At 71.0% G+C, this 17,571-nt stretch carries 10 protein-coding genes and 1 pseudogene; 5 read left to right on the top strand and 6 right to left on the bottom strand.

The features are described 5' to 3' along the window. Window positions 1–61 precede the first annotated feature (61 nt). Complete coding sequence (eccD, locus tag ACR68M_RS23395; RefSeq protein ID WP_441246066.1) at window positions 62–1,519, bottom strand: type VII secretion integral membrane protein EccD; 1,458 nt, start codon at window positions 1,517–1,519, stop codon at window positions 62–64. A gap of 510 nt (window positions 1,520–2,029) precedes the next feature. Here eccD and eccCa point away from each other — a divergent pair. Next, a complete protein-coding gene (eccCa, locus tag ACR68M_RS23390) occupies window positions 2,030–5,983 on the top strand; it encodes a type VII secretion protein EccCa (RefSeq protein ID WP_441246065.1) in 3,954 nt (1,317 codons plus the stop codon). Between the two features lie 452 nt (window positions 5,984–6,435). Continuing rightward, a complete protein-coding gene (locus tag ACR68M_RS23385; protein ID WP_441246064.1) occupies window positions 6,436–7,845 on the top strand; it encodes an APC family permease in 1,410 nt (469 codons plus the stop codon). A 96-nt stretch (window positions 7,846–7,941) separates the two neighbouring features. Here the strand turns inward: ACR68M_RS23385 and mycP are convergent, their stop codons facing one another. The 4 genes from mycP to ACR68M_RS23365 all read right to left on the bottom strand — a co-directional run bounded on the left by mycP (window position 7,942) and on the right by ACR68M_RS23365 (window position 11,853). After that, complete coding sequence (mycP, locus tag ACR68M_RS23380; RefSeq protein WP_441246063.1) at window positions 7,942–9,213, bottom strand: type VII secretion-associated serine protease mycosin; 1,272 nt, start codon at window positions 9,211–9,213, stop codon at window positions 7,942–7,944. 136 nt (window positions 9,214–9,349) lie between these two features. After that, window positions 9,350–9,640 carry a WXG100 family type VII secretion target gene (locus tag ACR68M_RS23375; RefSeq protein WP_441246062.1) on the bottom strand — a complete coding sequence of 97 codons (291 nt, stop codon included), beginning with the start codon at window positions 9,638–9,640 and terminating at the stop codon, window positions 9,350–9,352. Between the two features lie 157 nt (window positions 9,641–9,797). Beyond that, window positions 9,798–10,109: a WXG100 family type VII secretion target gene (locus ACR68M_RS23370; RefSeq protein ID WP_441246061.1), complete on the bottom strand. Its 312-nt coding sequence runs from the start codon at window positions 10,107–10,109 to the stop codon at window positions 9,798–9,800. Window positions 10,110–10,287: 178 nt separating this feature from the next. Then, a complete protein-coding gene (locus ACR68M_RS23365) occupies window positions 10,288–11,853 on the bottom strand; it encodes a type VII secretion protein EccB (RefSeq protein ID WP_441246060.1) in 1,566 nt (521 codons plus the stop codon). Window positions 11,854–12,189: 336 nt separating this feature from the next. On the opposite strand from ACR68M_RS23365, the gene eccE reads away from it, so the two are divergent. The 3 genes and pseudogenes from eccE (at window position 12,190) to ACR68M_RS23350 (ending at window position 16,455) form a co-directional block, all read left to right on the top strand. Beyond that, window positions 12,190–13,449, top strand: a complete 1,260-nt coding sequence (gene eccE, locus ACR68M_RS23360) for a type VII secretion protein EccE (RefSeq protein WP_441246059.1) — start codon at window positions 12,190–12,192, stop codon at window positions 13,447–13,449. Beyond that, a complete protein-coding gene (locus tag ACR68M_RS23355; RefSeq protein WP_441246058.1) occupies window positions 13,449–14,213 on the top strand; it encodes a hypothetical protein in 765 nt (254 codons plus the stop codon). The genes eccE and ACR68M_RS23355 overlap by 1 nt, the downstream gene beginning before the upstream one ends. A gap of 146 nt (window positions 14,214–14,359) precedes the next feature. Further along, a pseudogene (locus tag ACR68M_RS23350) lies at window positions 14,360–16,455 on the top strand (MinD/ParA family ATP-binding protein). A gap of 119 nt (window positions 16,456–16,574) precedes the next feature. On the opposite strand, the gene ACR68M_RS23345 reads toward ACR68M_RS23350, so the two are convergent. Further along, window positions 16,575–17,513, bottom strand: a complete 939-nt coding sequence (locus tag ACR68M_RS23345; RefSeq protein WP_441246057.1) for a bifunctional riboflavin kinase/FAD synthetase — start codon at window positions 17,511–17,513, stop codon at window positions 16,575–16,577. Between the last annotated feature and the right edge of the window lie 58 nt (window positions 17,514–17,571).

Here is a 17,571-nt window from a genome sequence, read left to right as displayed (position 1 = left end):
CCCGTGATCGGGGCCCGTGGCGGGCACTGTGCGCTGGTGGGGCGGTCAGCTGGTGGAGCGGTCAGCTGGTGGCGCCCCGGATCAGACCGTAGACATCGAGGACGGCGAGGGCCAGCGGGACGAGCGAGATCAGCATCACGCCGTCGACCATGTCGAGCATCCGGCCCCAGAACGGGGAGACGCCCAGGCGCGGGACGACCAGCGCGATGGCGGTCAGCACGGCCGCACCGAGGGCGATCGAGGCGGCCAGCCAGATGGTGCGGATGTCGGCGGAGGTGCCGCCCGCCGCCTTGATGATGAAGAGCGGCGTGTGCAGCGAGAGGCCGATGATCAGCAGGGCCAGGCCCATCAGACCGGCGATGACCAGGCTGAAGACCTGCGCGGTGTAGCGGAACAGCCGAGCCCGCAGCATCGTGGCGATGCCGAGGCTCAGCGCGAGCAGCTCGCCGAACATCTTGTCGCTGAAGCCGAGCACGGTGCAGGCGCCGACGATGGTCGCGGCGCAGCCGCCGACCAGGCCGACCAGCACCTCGTGGCCGCGGCGGGCCTGGTGCGCGATCCGCTCGTACTGCACGGCCTCGGCGCGGCCGGTCTCCTCGCTGTAGGCCGTGCCGCGGGTGCGGGTCTGGCCGGGGGCGCTGAAGCCGACGGGCAGGCGGGCGAAGCGGGCCGAGAGCGCGGGGAGGAAGCCGATCACCGAGACGGCGGCGACGCCGGTCACGGCGGCGATCCGGGTGGCGGCGGTGTCCGGGAGCAGCACGGCGGCGAAGGTCGCCAGGGTGCCGGCGACGGCGAGGAAGGAGGAGGCCACGAAGACCGAGTCCTTCTCCGGCAGCAGGCCGACCAGCAGGATCGACGTGATCAGCACGGCGACGCAGCCGACCAGGAACTGCAGGCGGCCGGGGCCGTCGCCGAGGTGGGCGACGGGCATGATGCCGGTGCCCGCGATCAGGACGTGCGGCAGGGCGCCGAGGCCGAGGGCGAGCGCGGCGTCGTGGTCCCCGTAGACCCGCGCCCGCACGGCGGCGAAGGTGACCAGCACCACGGCGGTGACGCCGGAGAGGATGCCCGGCAGGCTGTGCATGTCGTGCCGCAGGTCCGAGAACCAGAGCGCGAAGCCGAGCAGCGCGAGCAGCACGCCGGCGCCGATCAGGCCGAAGGCCCGCATCAGGTCCGGGCTCCAGAAGCGGCGGTCCGCCTCCACGGCGCTGGCGATGGCGTCCGCGACGTCGTCGTAGACGGCGGGTGGCAGCGACTCCGCGAACGGGCGCAGGCTGAGCAGGTCACCGTCCCGGACCTGCTGGGCGGAGAGCGGCAGGCCGCTGTCCAGCACCGTGCCGTCGCGGCGGACGAGGTGGAAGCCGGTCGGCGCACCGTCCACCTGGGTCTGGCCGGACAACCGGAGCACCTCGGGGTAGACGTCCGCGAGCGGAACGTCCTCCGGTAGTGCGACATCGATCCGGCTGTCCGGTGCCACGACGGTGACCCGGCAGAATCCGGTCGTTGCGTTTGCGCTCACCGGCGCTTCCCCCTCGTTGACTGTGCCTGTAAGTCAAGGCGCCGACCGGGCCGGACCGGAACTGACACGATCCGACCAAGAGTTGGCGCGGCGTTACCCTACCGCCCGGCGGAGAGTCCGTCCCTACTGGGCCCCGGATCTCCGCACGCCCGACACCTTGTCAGGCCCTGGGGGCACCGCTGTGCGGGCAGGAGCGGGGTCTTGGAGGAACTGCTGACTTCCGGTGAGATTTGGGTGGAGGGTGACACCGGCTCACTCCGGCGGCCACCGGGTCTGCTTGACCGGTTTGACCTGTTCTTACCCGTCGCCGGGCGGTGGCGGTCGCGAAGCACTCGCCCCCGTGCTGAATCTGTCGGGTCCGACCAGTAGGATCGGCCCCTGCGCAAGGCGTACGGGGGCGGTTCAGCGTGAACTCCCGGGGGCGCCTGCGGTCGGCGGAGCGGGGGCGGCGTCATCACACGGGGCGTCCTCACCCGTACGTATCCCAGTTGCGTGAGGGCTGATGCCGTAGTGAGCGTGGTTACTGTCAAGCGTCCGGCGCGGGCCTATCCGCCCGCTGTGCCGGACGAGCCGGTGGAGTTGGTGCCACCACCGGAGCTGCCCAGGTCGGGCGCCGAGGACTGGATGATGTCGCTGCTGCCGCTGCTCGGCATGGGCGGCTCGGCGGCGTTCTTCTTCTCCCCTGGTGCTCAGGGGCCGATGAAGATGATGGGTGTCCTGATGGTCGCCTCGACCGCCGGTATGGCGGTGGCGCAGATCGTCAAGGCCCGCAAGGGCGGTAACGCGGGAACCTCGGACGAGCGCCGGGACTACCTGAAGTACCTCCAGCAGATGCGGCGTCAGGTGCGGCGCACGGCGGAGCGCCAGCGCGGCGCGCAGCTCTTCCTGCACCCCGAGCCGGACCAGCTCTGGTCGATCGTCGCCGAGGGCCGCAGGCTCTGGGAGCGCAGGCCGACCGATCCGGACTTCGCACAGATAAGGCTGGGCCGCGGGCCGCAGCAGCTGTCGACACCGCTGGTCGCACCGCAGACCGCTCCGCTCGACGAGCTGGAGCCGCTGGCCGCCGAGGCGATGAAGAACTTCCTCACCTCGCACGGCACGCTCCAGGACCTGCCGCTGGCGGTCTCGCTGCGCGCCTTCTACCACATCACGGTCTGCGGCGACCCGGACACCGTGTACGGCAACGTGCGGGCGATGGTCGCCCAGCTGACCACGCTGCACTCCCCCGACGACCTGATGGTCGCCGTCGCCGCCGCGCCCGGCGCGGTGGACGAGTGGGAGTGGGTGAAGTGGCTGCCGCACACCCAGCACCGCAAGGAGAACGACGGCGCGGGCTCGCGCCGTCTGATCGCCACCGGGCTGGGCGAGCTGGAGGGCCTGCTCGCCAACGAGCTGGCCGGCCGCAAGGGCTTCTCCCGCGACGCGGTGCCGTCGCCGGACCAGCCGCACCTGATCGTGATCATGGACGGCGCCGCGGTGCCGCCCGATTCGCTGCTGGCCGGCGCCGAGGGCGTCGAGGGCGTCACCGTCATCGAGGTCGTCCCGGGTGATCTGGACGAGCCCAGCGGCCACCTGATCGTCACCGTCACCCCGGACGAGCTGCTGCTGGAGTCCGCCTCCGGTGCCTCGTACTCCGGCAAGCCGGACAGCCTCTCCTCCTGGCAGTCCGAGGCGCTGGCCCGCCAGCTCGCGCCCTTCCGCTCCTCGGTGGGCGGCGACGACGGCGACCCGTCGCTCGTCAGCATGGACTTCACCGAGATGATGAGCACCGGTGACCCGGGGGCCTTCGACCCGGCCCGGCACTGGCGGCCGAAGCCCATCCGGGAGAAGCTCCGCGTCCCGCTGGGTGTCGGCACCAACGGCGAGTACGTCTGGCTGGACCTCAAGGAGGCCTCGCTGGAGGGCATGGGCCCGCACGGCATGTGCGTCGGCGCGACCGGCTCCGGCAAGTCCGAGGTGCTCCGCACCATCGTGCTCGCGCTGGCCGTGACGCACTCCTCCGAGGTGCTCAACCTCGTCCTCGCCGACTTCAAGGGTGGTGCGACCTTCGCCGGCATGTCGGAGATGCCGCACACCGCTGCCGTCATCACCAACCTCGAGGGCGAAGCCACCCTGATCGACCGCATGCGCGACTCGATCGAGGGCGAGATGAACCGCCGCCAGGAGCTGCTGCGCTCGGCGGGCAACTACGCCAACATCAACGAGTACGAGCGGGCCCGCGCCGCCGGTGCGGCCCTCGACCCGCTGCCCTCGCTGCTGATGATCATCGATGAGTTCTCCGAGCTGCTCACCGCGAAGCCGGACTTCATCGACCTGTTCATCCAGATCGGCCGGATCGGCCGTTCGCTGGGTATGCACATGCTGCTCGCCTCGCAGCGACTGGAGGAGGGCAAGCTCCGCGGTCTGGACACCTTCCTCTCCTACCGCCTGGGTCTTCGCACCTTCTCGGCCGCCGAGTCGCGGGCCGCGATCGGCGTGCCGGACGCCTACCACCTGCCGCCGATCCCCGGTGTCGGGTACCTGAAGTTCGGCTCCGACGTGATGGAGCGCTTCCGCGCCGCGTACGTCTCGGGGGCCTACCGCCCGCCGGGCCAGGTGCTCGCCAGCGGCGGCCGCACCGTCACCGCGCAACCCGTGCTGTTCACCGCGGCCGAGGTCGAGGTCATCGAGCCGGTGATCGAGGAGGTCGTCGAGGTCGTCGAGGAGATCGACGACTCACTGCTCGACACCATGCTCGACGTCTTCGTGGCGCGCATGATCGGCCAGGGCCCGCCGGCCCACCAGGTCTGGCTGCCGCCGCTGGACGCCGCGCCCAGCGTCGACCAGCTGGTGCCGCCGCTCCAGGTCACGGCCGAGCGCGGGCTCACCTCGCCCGAGTTCGGTGCGCTCGGCCGGCTCGTGGTGCCCGTCGGCATCGTCGACAAGCCGCGTGACCAGCGCCGTGACGTGCTCTACCAGGACTACTCCGGCTCGGCCGGTCACGGTCTGATCGTCGGTGGCCCCCGCTCGGGCAAGTCGACCCTGCTCCGGACGATGGTGGCGGGCTTCTCCGTCACCCACACGCCGTCCGAGGTGCAGTTCTACATGCTCGACTTCGGCGGTGGCGGCTTCCAGGCCCTCCAGGGCCTGCCGCACGTCGGCGGGGTCGCCGGGCGTCTGGACGTCGACAAGGTGCGCCGCAGCGTCAGCGAGGTGCAGGGTGTCCTGAACCGTCGCGAGGAGCTGTTCCGCGCGACCGGGATCGACACCATCGCCACCTACCGGACGCGGCGCGCGGCCGGTCAGCTGCCGGACGAGCAGTTCGGCGACGTCTTCCTGATCATCGACGGCTGGCTGACCTTCAAGCAGGAGTTCGAGCTGCTGGAGCCCGTCATCGCCGACATCGCCCAGCGCGGTCTCGGCTACGGCGTGCACGTCGTCATCACGGCCGCCCGGTACGCCGAGGTCCGCCCGGCGCTCAAGGACCTCCTGCTCAACCGCACCGAGCTGCGACTCGGTGACTCGATGGAGTCCGAGATCGACCGCAAGGTCGCGCAGAACGTCCCGGCCGGCCAGCCCGGCCGGGGTCTCACCGCGACCAAGCTGCACTTCCTCTCCGGTCTGCCCCGCCTCGACGGCTCCTCGGAGATCGAGGACCTGGTCGACGGCGTCGCCGACCTGGTGCAACAGGTGGACGCGGCATGGACGGGCCCGCGCGCACCGCAGGTCCGGATGCTGCCCGCCGTGCTCGACGGGCACTCGCTGCCCAAGGGCTTCGAGCGCCCCGAGCTGGGCATCTCCTTCGGTGTCGACGAGGTCGAGCTGGCCCCGACGTTCATCAACTTCGAGACCGACCCGCTCTTCATCGTCTTCGGTGAGAGCGAATCGGGTAAGTCCGCGGTGCTGCGGATGCTGATCAAGCAGATCACCGAGCGGTACACCCCGGACCAGGCCGGCATCGTGGTCGGCGACTTCCGCCGCGCACTGCTCGGCACCGTCCCGCAGGAGTACCTGGTCGAGTACGCGGCGGCAGCGCCCGCCATGACCTCGATCGTGGACATGCTGCGCGGCGCCTGCTCGCGCCGTCTGCCAGGCCCGGACGTCACGCCGCAGCAGCTGCGCGACCGCAGCTGGTACACCGGCAAGGACATGTTCGTGATCGTCGACGACTACGAGCTGGTCGCCACCCAGTCGGGCAACCCGCTGGCGCCGCTGGCCGAGTTCCTGCCGTTCGCCCGTGACATCGGCCTGCGCGTGATCATCGCCCGCAGCGCCGGTGGTGCCGGTCGCTCGCTCTTCGAGCCGATCATGCAGCGGATGCGCGAGCTCGGCGGGCAGGGTCTGCTGCTCTCCGGCGACAAGAACGAGGGCGCACTGCTCGGCACGGTCAAGCCGCAGCCGCTGCCGCCGGGCCGTGGTGTGTTCGTCTCGCGCAAGATCGCGAACGGGCAGATGGTTCAGACCGGGTGGCTCCCCATCCAGTAACACACTGTGACGAACAGGGCCCGGGTCTCCATGACCCGGGCCTTTTTCGTCCCGAGTGCCGAAACGTTATGGATTTACTTTCGGCCCTGAGCTGCGGTTCTCGTTGCCCCGCCCGGGGCCTCGCAGGGCACTGACACCCGTCGGGAGAGCCATGATCCCACCGACAGACGACCTTTGATTCAGTGGCCGTTAGCGATAATTCACCTTGGATTCATCTGCGATCTTCCACTTGGAGCAAGTCAGACATACTCGACAATTACCGTGCGCGATCATCGGATCGCATGTTCATACGCGTTTACGCAACGGAATCCGAAGCCATTCGCCGTTGACTCGGTCAATCCGACCAAGGTTCCATGGCGGCTCGGGAGCGACAGGACCAGGAACCAGGCAGACGCTGCGGAGGCGATACCGCTCCCTCCCCCAGAGACCGCTCAGAGTCGATCGGAATGCCCATGACCGACACGCTTCGCCCGCCACTCGCCGTAGCCCCCACGGCGGCGCCGGGCACCACAGAGGCCCCTCGGAAGCTGAGCCGCTCGCTCGGCGTCGTGGGCGGCACCCTGCTCACGCTCTCCTGCGTGACACCCGCCTCCTCGCTCTTCGTCATCGTGCCGACGCTCTTCAACACCCTCGGCACCGCGACCGCGATGAGCATCGCGATCGGCGCCGTCCTCTGCATCGCGGTGGCCTTCTGCTACTCCGAGCTCGGCACCCTCGTCCCGAGCGCCGGCGGCGAGTACGCGATGGTCGGCACGCTGGCCGGACGGTTCGCCGGCTGGCTGGTGTTCATCCAGTCGCTGATCGTCGTGCTGATCGTGCCCGCCGTGATCGCGATCGGCACGGCCGCCTACCTCGCACCCATCGTCAACGTCAGCCCGGAGATCGCGGGCGCCGCCGTCATGCTGGCGGCCACCGTCGCCGGTCTGCTCGACCTGCGGGCCAACGCCTGGATCACCGGTGTCTTCCTGGTCCTGGAGGTCATCGCGGCCGGGGTCGTCTCCGTCCTCGGCTTCGCGCACAGCCAGCGCGGCGTCGGCAGCCTCGTCCACGGCGTGGTGGCCGACAGCAGCGGCGCCACCAGCGCGGTCGGCCTCGGGGCGATCCTCGCCGCGATGGGCACCGCGCTCTTCGTCACCCAGGGCTTCAGCACCGCGATCTACCTCTCCGAGGAGCTGGAGAACCCGCGCCGCAACGTCGCCCGCACCGTGCTCTGGACGCTGGTGCTCTCCGTCGTGGTCATCATCGTCCCGGTCATCGCCATCACCCTGGGCGCCCCCGACCTCGCCACCCTCAGCGGCGGCGACATCTCCGGCATGGTCGCCGGGTGGAGCGACTCCGCCCTCGGCACCTTCATCAGCCTCTGCATCGCGCTGGCCATCATCAACGCCGGCATCGTGATGGTCATCCAGAACTCCCGGGTGCTCTTCGCCTCCGCCCGTGACAAGGCCTGGCCCGAGCCGGTCAACAAGGCCTTCGGCACCCTGAACCGCTTCAACGCCCCCTGGGTCGCCACCCTCGCCGTCGGCATCCCCGGCGCCGCGCTCTGCTTCGCCGACCTGACCGAGCTGACCAACATCACCGGTGTCGCCGTCGCCGCGCTCTACCTGCTGGTCGCCGTCGCCGCGCTGTTCTCCCGCCGCGCCCAGCACAAGGACGCGCCCGCCTGGCGCCAGCCGCTCTGGCCGGTCCTCCCGGTCGTGCTGATCATCGCGCTCGGCTACATCCTCACCCAGCTGGACGTCAAGGCCCTGATCTGGACCGGCGCCATCACGGCCGCCGCCAGCCTCTACTGGGTCTTCTACCTGCGCCCCCGCCAGGACACCCGCTGGGTGATCACCGTCCCCGAGGACGACCAGGCCTGACCCTCCCGGAACGCGAAACGGCCGGCCCCCTCCACTCGGAGGGGGCCGGCCGTCTGCTGTGCGCAGTCCTGCAGAACAGCGCTACGGCACTACAGGTCAGTCCTGGAGGCGACGCCGGTCGCGCAGCACCACCGCGCCACCGCCCAGCCCGGCCACCACCAGGCCGCCCGCCCCGAGGACGAACAGGGCGGTCCGGCTGTCCCGGTCGGCCTGCGTCTCTGCCAGCCCGAGCGGCTGCGCGACGATCCCCGCCGAGTCCAGCTGCACCGACGGATTGGCGGACGGGGAGTCGGACGGCTCGGAGTTGCTCTGCACCGCCTTGACCGGGTCGACCACGCCCCAGCCGATCTGGTTGTCGCGGCCCTTCCCGCTGCGCTCGGCGGTCTGCTCCAGCCGGGTGCGAATCTGCTGCGCCGTCCAGTTCTTGTACTTCTGCTTCAGCAGCGCGGCGACACCCGCGACGTACGGGGCGGAGAAGCTGGTGCCGTTGTCCACGCACTGGCCGCCGGCCCGCGCGGTGGAGAGCATGTCGACACCGGGCGCCACGACATCCAGGAAGTCGCCGAACTGCGAGAACGAGGCACGTTCGTTGTTGCGGTCCGAGGCGCCGACCGCCAGCACGGTGTCGAAGGCGGCGGGGAAGGTGTCGCCGTCCAGGCCGTCGTTGCCGGAGGAGGCGACCACGACGACACCCGCCTTCTCCGCCCGCAGCAGCGCGGCCTCCAGCTCGTCCTTGCCCCCGAAGACCTTCCCGTTCTCGTCCGTCCCGCGGACGTCCTGGGAGATGTTGATGACTCCGACCCCGGCCTTGACCGCCTGGTCGATGGCCTGGATCAGGTGTGGCACGTCGCCGCTGCCCTGCGCGTCGTTCTGCCGGATGGCGAGGATGCTCGCGCCCGGCGCCAGACCGACGAAACCCGTCCGGTCGGACGGCGCGGCGGCGATGATGCCGGCCACCTTGGTGCCGTGGCCCACCTGGTCGTTGAAGGCGGTGGCGGTGTCCTCCTTGCCGTCCTTCAGCATCTTGGCGCCACCGTCGACGACCTTGCCCGGCCCGGCCAGCTGCGGGTTGGTGTTGTCCACACCGGTGTCGATCACGGCGACCGTCACACCGCTGCCGTCGATCTTCTTGTTCGCCTTGGCCTTCTCCGGCGTGCTGGTGTCAGGCGCCCAGAGCTTGTCCAGCACCACCCGCTGGAGGGCCCACGGGACGCTCTTGACGTCCTGCGACGGGACGGCGCACTCCGCCGCCGCGGAGACCACCAGCGGCGCCCAGCGCGCCGTGCTGCTGTCGGCGTACGCGGGCGCCGCGGACAGGCCGCCGACCACCCCGAGCACCACCAGGGCCGCACCTGATCTGCGGAACATCCTCAACGACGGCACCCTGCTTCTTCCCCTCTGAATCCACCGGCGTCCGTCCGTCCGCCGATGCTGTGCCACGCCACTCCCCACGCGCCAGGGGCGGGCGCCCGACCGGACGCCCGCCCCTGTGCTGCACTGCAGATCAGTTCCAGATACCGGCGTTCTTGTTCTCGGTGTTCTGGTAGTTCTGAGCCGCGTTCTCCAGCGAGGTCGAGATCTGGCCCAGGGCCTGCTGAAGGTCAGCGGCCTTGGCGTCCCACTGCGCCTGGCGGGCACGGTAGCCCTCCTGGGCAACGCCCTCCCAGCTGCTCGCGATGCGCGTCACGCCGGCCTTGAGCTCATCCAGCTGCTGCTGGATGCGCGAGGCCGTCTGACGGACCTCGGAGGCCGCATTCTGGATGGTCGAAAAACTAACGAGAATGTGGTCGCCCATGATGTCTGTCTCCTTGTCGAGGAAGTCAGGCCGGCCCGTGAAGGGACCGCCGCACAGATCTCAACTGTGCGATCCGAAGCTGTCCGGCCTGAAGTGCGGGTTCGAGCTGCGAGATCCGGCGCACGGGGCGACGCCCCACGCGCGCGGAGCCGCAGGCTCAGCCGAAGCTGCCGCCCGCGTGCGTCATCGAGGACTGCTGCTCCTGCTCGGTGGCGCTGTACAGCTTGGTCGTCGCCTCGATCGCCTGCTTGATCTCGTCAAGCACCTTGTTCAGCGCCGTCGCGTCCTCGTTGAAACGCGCCTGGAGCTGACCGTAGGCAGTGGCCGCCTGGCCCTGCCAGCCGGCCTTGATCTCGTCGACCAGAGTGTTGAGCCTCTGGATCTCGCCCTGGACCTGAGCGTTCACCTCACCGATGCGGTTGGCGAAAGCATTCATTTCCTCAGCGGTCGTCTTGAACTGACCAGCCATAATCCACCGTCCCCCATGAGACAGACTTCTTTGACGGATAGTCCTGGCACGGTCCATCCGTCCGACATCACGGTGTGACGTCACCCAGCACTGTAGCGGCCGACCGCAAGTCACCCAACACCGGGAGCAAGGTAGTTACCAGACCAAGACACTGCCTTCGCAAACTCCTGACGAATCGTCAGTAGTTCTGCGGCAGAACAGCAGTGTTGACGTCCAGTGCGGGACCGGCCGGGACGAGGTTCGCCCAGTCCTTCGGGACCAGCACCGGCTGGATCTTGTCGTAGCCCAGCCGGGCCTGCGCACCGTCGCCGGCCTGCGGGGCCGGCTGGCCCGTCGTGGCTGCCCCAGGCTTCGCCGTGTTCGTGCTCAGCTGGTACCGCAGACCGGTCTCGGTGATCAGGAAGTTGCTGCCCGAACCGGCCACGCCGCCGCCGTCCGAGGACTTGAAGACCAGGCCCGCCCCCGGCGACACGTGCGCGCTGGAGGAGCCGCTGGACACCTCCGCAGGGTAGTTGACGTCGGCGAAGACGCTGCGCTTGGCGTTGCCGTTGGCGTCCATGCTCTCGAAGGTGCTGCACACCACCGTCCGCGGCTGGTTGTCCCCGAGGAAGTTCGCCGGGTGCCCGATCGGGCGCTCTTTCGGCAGGTCCCCGTCGGGCTTCAGCATCGTCTTCGAGTCGATCTTGCTGGAGAGCGCCGTGTAGTCGGCCTGGGTCAGCTCGGCCGGCTTGGCCTCCACGCCGTCGTAGAGCACCTTGTCGACCGGCCCCTTGGCGATCAGGGCCGCCTGGAAGGCCGACACCTCGTAGAGGTTGTCCTTGCCGACCACGTAGAAGCTGGTGCCCTGGTAGGTCAGCAGCCGCCCGACGAACCGCTCCGCCGGCTGGGTGAGGTTCAGCTTCGACGGGACCTTGTCCCGGTGGTCGAAGTCCGGGATGTCCGGGTACTGGATCCGCTCGCCCTCGTTCAGGGTGGCGATCCACTCGTTGGTGACCTGCTGCGGGGTCGCCCGGCCGAACACCGCGCCGGCCAGGCCGGTGCGGTCCTGGTCGCTGGTGGAGAGGGTGCCGATCGCGTGCTTGTTGCCGTTCGAGTCGACCAGGTACTGGCTGCCCCGGTTGCCGCTCGAATCAGGCTCCTGCACGTACAGCCACTGGCCCGGACCGAGCACCAGGCCGGGCTTGTCCAGCTGCTGGGCGTCCTTGCCCGCCGCGACGAACACCGCCTGGTTGACCGAGGTCTGGCTGTTGTCCTTGCCCGCCTTGTCGCAGACCGACCACTTCTTGGGCGCCGAGGCGACGTCGGCGCTCGGCAGCTTGTCCGGCCCGTACGGGATGCCGATGGTCGGCCCGTGGTTCTTGTACGCGTCGAGCACCGAGTCCGCGACGATCACGATCTTGGCGTTGGCCGGCGTGACCAGGCGGGCCGAGGCCATGTTCAGGACCTGGTGGAGCATCGGCTCCTTGGTCTTCTCGTCCGGGAGGATCACGTACCGGGTGGTCGAGTCCTTGCCCTGGATGATGTTCTTGCCGTCGTCCCAGCCCTGCGGCGCCGTCGGGCTGATGACACCGAGCATCCCGAAGCCCGCGACCAGCACCGCTGCCACCACGACACTGGGCAGCACGGCCTTGACCGGACGCGGCGCGTCCTCGTCGTTGCCGCCCCCACTGGGCTGAAGGAAAGCGCCCACCATGCGCTTGCGCGCGAAGGTGTAGGCGTTCAGCTCGTCCCGGCGTGATGCCATGCTCGTCGTCTCCCCTGTTGTGACGGCCACCCGTGCCCGGACCGGTGGCTGTGCGTACGTCAGCACGATTCGTCCCGTGATGAGTCTGCCACCCCCCGGGCGAAGACCGCAGCAAACCCTCTACGATGCGGCAGCAGACGGTGAGTACCGTACGGCTCCGGTCCACCGACCAGCCAACCGGGCCGTGACAACTGATCAGAGAGGGTCACTCGGGGGATGCCAAGCCAGACCGCTCCAGAGCGACGTAGTACATCGCACGGCCGCCGCGCCGGCAACGGAGGGGGCTCCGGACGCCGCTCCCGGCCCGCTCAGGCCCACCCGACCGCTCCGGTGCAGGTGAAGGTCCACCCCCGCCCCGGGCTCCTCGGCACCCGCCTCCAGCTGCAGCAACTCGTGCTGCTGGAGGTCGCGGTGGCCCTGGTCGCGGTCGGCTGGGCGATCAGCCCGGCCATGGCCGGGGTGTTCGCCGTGCCCGCCGTCCTGCTGCTCGTGATGGCCCTGCTGCCGCTCGGCGGGCTCAGCCTGCCGGAGGCGCTGCGCGTCCGGGCCGAGTTCAACGCGCGCCGCAAGCAGTCGGCCCGCAACGTGCCGCCGCCCGGCACCGACCCGGCGCTGGCACCGGCACTGGAGGTCGAACCGGCGCTGCGCACCTGCACCCACGCGACCGAGACCGACTTCGGTGGCCGTCCGATGCGCCGGGAGACCGGCATGGTCGGCGACGGCACCTTCCTCACCTCGGTGCTGCTGGTGCAGGCCAAGGACCAGCCGCTGCGGCCCGCCCGCACCTCGCTGCCGCTGCCGCTGGACGTGCTGTGCTCGGCCCTGCGGGTCGACGACATCACGCTGGAGTCGGTGCAGCTGGTGCAGCACACCCAGCCCGCGCCCGCGCCGCACCTGCCGGACCAGTCGCTGGCCGCCCGCGCCTACCACCAGCTGCCGGACGGGCTCTCCACCCCCGGCCTGCGGCTCACCTGGGTCGCCCTGCGGCTCAACCCTGAGCAGACCAGCACCGCGGTGCTGGCCCGCGGCGGCGGCGAGGAGGGTGCCCGCAAGGCCCTCCAGCGCGTCACCGACCAGCTCGCCGGCCGGCTGAACGGCGCGGGCTTCACCGCGACGGCACTCGACGAGCGCGAGCTCATCGCCGCACTCTCCATCTCGACCTGCGCCAACCCGATCGCGGTGGCGGGCCGTCAGGGCACCGGAGGCGGCGGCGGTACGACCCGCCGCACCCAGGAGAGCCGCAAGTTCTGGCGGATCGACGACCGCTGGCACAGCACGTACTGGATCTCCCGCTGGCCGCAGCTGAGCCGCCCCGGCGGTGCACCGGGCCGGATCGCCGCGCCCGACCTGGTGAACCTCGTCACAGGCACGCCCGCCCTGGCCAGCACCTTCAGCCTGACGGCCACCCAGGGCACCGGCGGCGCGCTGGCGATCAGCGGGCACGTCCGGGTCACCGGGCGCAGCGAGAGCGAGGTCGACCAGGTCGGCCGCCTGGTGGAGTCCCGCGCCCAGAACGCCGGAGTGGGCCTGACCAGGCTCGACCTCGAACAGGCCCCCGGCCTGCTCGCCACGCTGCCCCTGGGAGGGACTTCCTGATGGCCTATCAGACCTACCCTGCCCACGCCCCCGAGCCGGGCGCCGAGCAGGCCCGAGTCAAGAACATCCGCCCCGGCTTCGGCCTGCGCGGCCCGCGCCGCGAGCGGCACGTGCTCTCCCCCGAGGACCTCGGCGCGCTGGCCTTCCCGGTCGGCGACGACGGCGTGGTGATCGGCGTCGACCCGCAGCAGCAGCCCGCGGTGCTGGGCCTGTTCCGGCCGACCCCGTACGAGCTGGTGCTGGTCGGCGGCATGTGGACGGCCCAGATCATCGCGCTGCGGGCCGCCGCCACCGGCGCCCGGATCGCGGTCGAGACCGGCCGTCCGCAGGCCTGGGCCCCGATGGCGCAGGCGGCCGGCGGCGGCCAGCCGTGCGTGACGATCCACCAGGCCGGTCGGCTGGGCGCACAGGGCGCGTCCGTCGCCTCGCCGGTCCTGGTCGTCCGTGACCTCGGTGCCCGTCCGCCGCGCAGCCGCCTCTCGGCGGCGCCCTGGCAGACCACGGTGACGCTGCTGCCGTACCTCGGGCCGAACGCGTCCCGGGTGCTCAACGCCGCCGACCTGGTGGGCATCCAGCGGGTCTCCCCGCAGGAGGCCGAGCTGCTCGCCCGGGTGCTCTCGCTGGGTGACCAGGAAGTGGCCGCGCTGCCAACTCTCGGTGACAACATCACCCTCTGGGCGACCCGGATGCGGCGCCAGTTCGTGATGACCAACCCCGGTGAGGCCGAGGCCCAGGTGCTCGGTCTCGCCCGCCGGATGGACTGACCGGTATCGACACGGCCGGGCTCACGTACCATCACGGTACGTGGGCCCGGACCTCTTTCGGGTGGGCCGCCGGACGCACGGACGGCGGGCTCCACCTCGTGAGCGGTCGGCAGCGGCCCGGCGAGCTGTGCCGGTGCAGGTCACGTATGAGACACCGCCTTCAGTTGACCGCGATTCACGGCCTAGTCTTGTTGCCCGACGGCACCGCGAACAGCGGCGGCGAACACGAGGGAGCCCAAGTGAGCAGCGATCGGGACGGCGTCTACGTCGGCGACAACGCGGCGGAGGACGACGACGACTGGTCGGACACGCCCGACTACTCGCCCCCGTCCTGGTACACCCAGAGCTCCGGCCCGCAGGGCGCCGCACCCGCCCCGGCGCCTGCTCCGGCTCCGGCCCCGGCCCCGACCCCGGTCGCGCCTGCACCGGTGGTGCCGGAGGCCGTCGAACCGCCTGCGCCGATGCCGATGCCGGTCGCCGACGTGCCCGTCGCTCCGGCCCCGGTCGCTCCGATCCCCGCTGCCCCGGCGCCCGTCGCGCCCGCTCCCGCTCCCGTGGTGCCGCAGCCGGCCCCGCGCCGGTGGCCGCCGAGCCTGCGCCCGCCCAGACCCAGGTGCAGTCCGCTCCGGCGCCCGTCGCGCCCGCACCCGTCGCATCCGCACCCGCACCCGCACCCGAGCCGGTGGCCTGGCCGCCGACGGCCGAGCAGCCGCCCGCTCCGGCGCAGCCCGCGCAGCCGTACCAGCAGCAGCCCGCGCCGCCCGGCCCGTGGCCGCAGCAGGTGCAGCAGCAGGCCCCGCAAGCACCTCAGGCTCCGCAGACGCCCCAGGCACCCCAGGCGCCTCAGCAGCAGATGCCGCCCGCCCAGCCGGTCGACCCGCGGCAGAGCGGCTGGCCGCAGCCGCAGGCGTACCAGCAGCCGCCCCAGCAGCAGCAGCAGCCTCAGCAGCAGGCGCCCCAGCAGCAGATGCAGCAGATGCCGCAGCCCGGCTACCCGCAGCAGCAGGCCATGCCGCAGGCTCCGGCGGCCTTCCAGCAGGGCGGCCAGCAGCAGATGGCGCACGGCGCCGCGCTCGGCTACACCGCCGCCGTGGAGCTCTCCTCGGACCGCCTGCTGCGCGGCCAGCCGAAGCAGCAGCGGCAGTCCTCGCGGTTCCAGTTCGGCGGCAAGGCGGCGCAGGCCGACCGGGCCCGCAAGCTGGAGATCATCCGGACGCCGGTGATGAGCTGCTACCGGATCGCCGTGATCAGCCTCAAGGGCGGTGTCGGCAAGACCACGACCACCACCTCGCTCGGCGCGACGCTGGCCAGCGAGCGGCAGGACAAGGTCATCGCGATCGACGCCAACCCCGACGCGGGCACCCTGGGCCGCCGGGTGAAGCGCCAGACCGGCGCGACCATCCGTGACCTGGTGACGGCCATCCCGCACATGCGCAGCTACATGGACGTCCGCCAGTTCACCTCGCAGGACCTGCACTCTGGCCTGGAGATCCTGGCCAACGACGTCGACCCGGCCGTCTCGACCACCTTCAACGACTCGGACTACCGCCAGGTCATCCAGGTGCTCGGCCAGCACTACCCGATCATCCTGACCGACTCCGGCACCGGTCTGCTCTACAGCGCCATGCGCGGGGTGCTCGACCTCGCCGACCAGCTGATCGTCGTCTCCACCCCCAGCGTGGACGGCGCCAGCAGCGCCTCCACCACGCTGGACTGGCTCTCCGCACACGGGTACGCCGACCTGGTGCAGCGCAGCATCACGGTGGTCTCCGGGGTCCGCGAGACCAGCAAGATGATCAAGGTCGAGGACATCGTCGCGCACTTCCAGACTCGCTGCCGCGGCGTCGTCGTGGTGCCCTTCGACGAGAGCCTGGCGGCCGGCGCCGAGGTCAACCTCGCGATGATGCGGCCCAAGGTCCGGGACGCGTACTTCGAGCTGGCCACCCTCGTCGGCGAGGACATCGCCCGCGCCCAGCACGCGGCGGGCGGCGGCTGGCAACAGCAGCAGCAGCAGTACCCCGGCTACCCCCAGCAGCAGGGCTACCCGCAGCAGCAGCAACAGCAGCCGTACCCGCCCCAGCAGGGCGGCTACCCCGGCCAGCCCGCTCCCGGCGCCCCCTGGGCCCCGCAGCAGCAGGGCCAGACCCCGCCCCCGCCGCCGGGCCAGGCCCTCCCCCAGGAGTGGTCCCAGCAGCCCCCGCAGCAGCCCGGCTACGGCTACCCGCCCCCGCAGCAGCCTTAGCAGGAGCTCGAGCCACCACAAGGGGCGCGGGGAACTGCGCGAATCCGGAAGCGACGGTCCAGTGCCTTCCGATTTCGCGCAGTTCCCCGCGCCCCTGACGCTCACGCGCCGAGCCGACGTCAGTCGGTGAGTTCGCGGGCCTGCTTGACGTCGTCGGCCATCCGGTCGAGGAGGGCGTCGATCGAGTCGAACTTCTCCATGCCGCGCAGGTAGGCGAGGAAGTCCACGGCTGCGTGCATGCCGTACAGGTCGAGGCCGACGCGGTCGATCGCGTAGGCCTCCACCGTGCGGGCGGTGCCGTCGAAGGTCGGGTTGGTGCCGACCGAGATCGCGGCGGGCATCCGCTCACCGGCGACGGTCAGCCAGCCCGCGTAGACGCCGTCGGCGGGGACGGCGCTGTGCGGCACGGTGTCCACGTTGGCGGTGGGGAAGCCCAACTCCCGCCCGCGCTGGGCGCCTCGGACGACGATGCCCTCCACCCGGTGCGGACGCCCGAGCACCTCGGCGACGGCCGTCAGGTCACCCTCGGCGACCAGCCGCCGGACCAGCGTCGAGGAGAACGGCTCGCCGCCGCCCGCCTCCCCCTGGACCTTCAGGTCGACGACCTCGACCTCGAAGTCGTCCGCCCGCCCGAGCTCCGCGAGCAGCTCGACGTTGCCCGCCGCCTTGTGGCCGAAGCGGAAGTTCGGGCCCTCGATGACCAGCCGGGCCCGCAGCGCGTCGACCAGCACCTGCTGGACGAAGGTCTCCGGCGACTCCTGCGAGAACTCCAGGGTGAACGGCAGCACCAGTACGGCGTCCACGCCGAGCTCCGCCATCAGCTCCGCCCGGCGGGCGTGCGGGGCGAGCAGCGGCGGGTGGCTGCCGGGGCGGACGACCTCGCTGGGGTGCGGGTCGAAGGTCACCACGACGGCCTTCGCGCCGAGCTTCCGCGCCCGCTCCACCGCCCGGTTGATGATCAGTTGGTGGCCGCGGTGCACACCGTCGAACGATCCGATGGTGACGACGCTGCGCCCCCAGTCCCCGGGGATCTCCTCCAGGCCACGCCAGCGTTGCACCCTGACCGCTCCTCGTTCCGTACGTCGCGCACCCGCTGTGCGCTCAAACGCTCCAAGT

The organism is Kitasatospora sp. McL0602, from assembly GCF_052076145.1.
Lineage (GTDB): Bacteria > Actinomycetota > Actinomycetes > Streptomycetales > Streptomycetaceae > Kitasatospora.
Note: the sequence above shows the minus strand (reverse complement) of the source record. Positions and strands in the feature narration are given on the sequence as shown.

Excerpts from the sequence above, each read along its gene's own strand:
- ACR68M_RS23385 (WP_441246064.1), top strand. The coding sequence starts at position 6,436 with ATGACCGACACGCTTCGCCCGCCACTCGCCGTAGCCCCCACGGCGGCG.
- mycP (WP_441246063.1), bottom strand. The coding sequence starts at position 9,213 with ATGTTCCGCAGATCAGGTGCGGCCCTGGTGGTGCTCGGGGTGGTCGGC.
- ACR68M_RS23375 (WP_441246062.1), bottom strand. The coding sequence starts at position 9,640 with ATGGGCGACCACATTCTCGTTAGTTTTTCGACCATCCAGAATGCGGCC.
- ACR68M_RS23370 (WP_441246061.1), bottom strand. The coding sequence starts at position 10,109 with ATGGCTGGTCAGTTCAAGACGACCGCTGAGGAAATGAATGCTTTCGCC.
- ACR68M_RS23365 (WP_441246060.1), bottom strand. The coding sequence starts at position 11,853 with ATGGCATCACGCCGGGACGAGCTGAACGCCTACACCTTCGCGCGCAAG.
- ACR68M_RS23355 (WP_441246058.1), top strand. The coding sequence starts at position 13,449 with ATGGCCTATCAGACCTACCCTGCCCACGCCCCCGAGCCGGGCGCCGAG.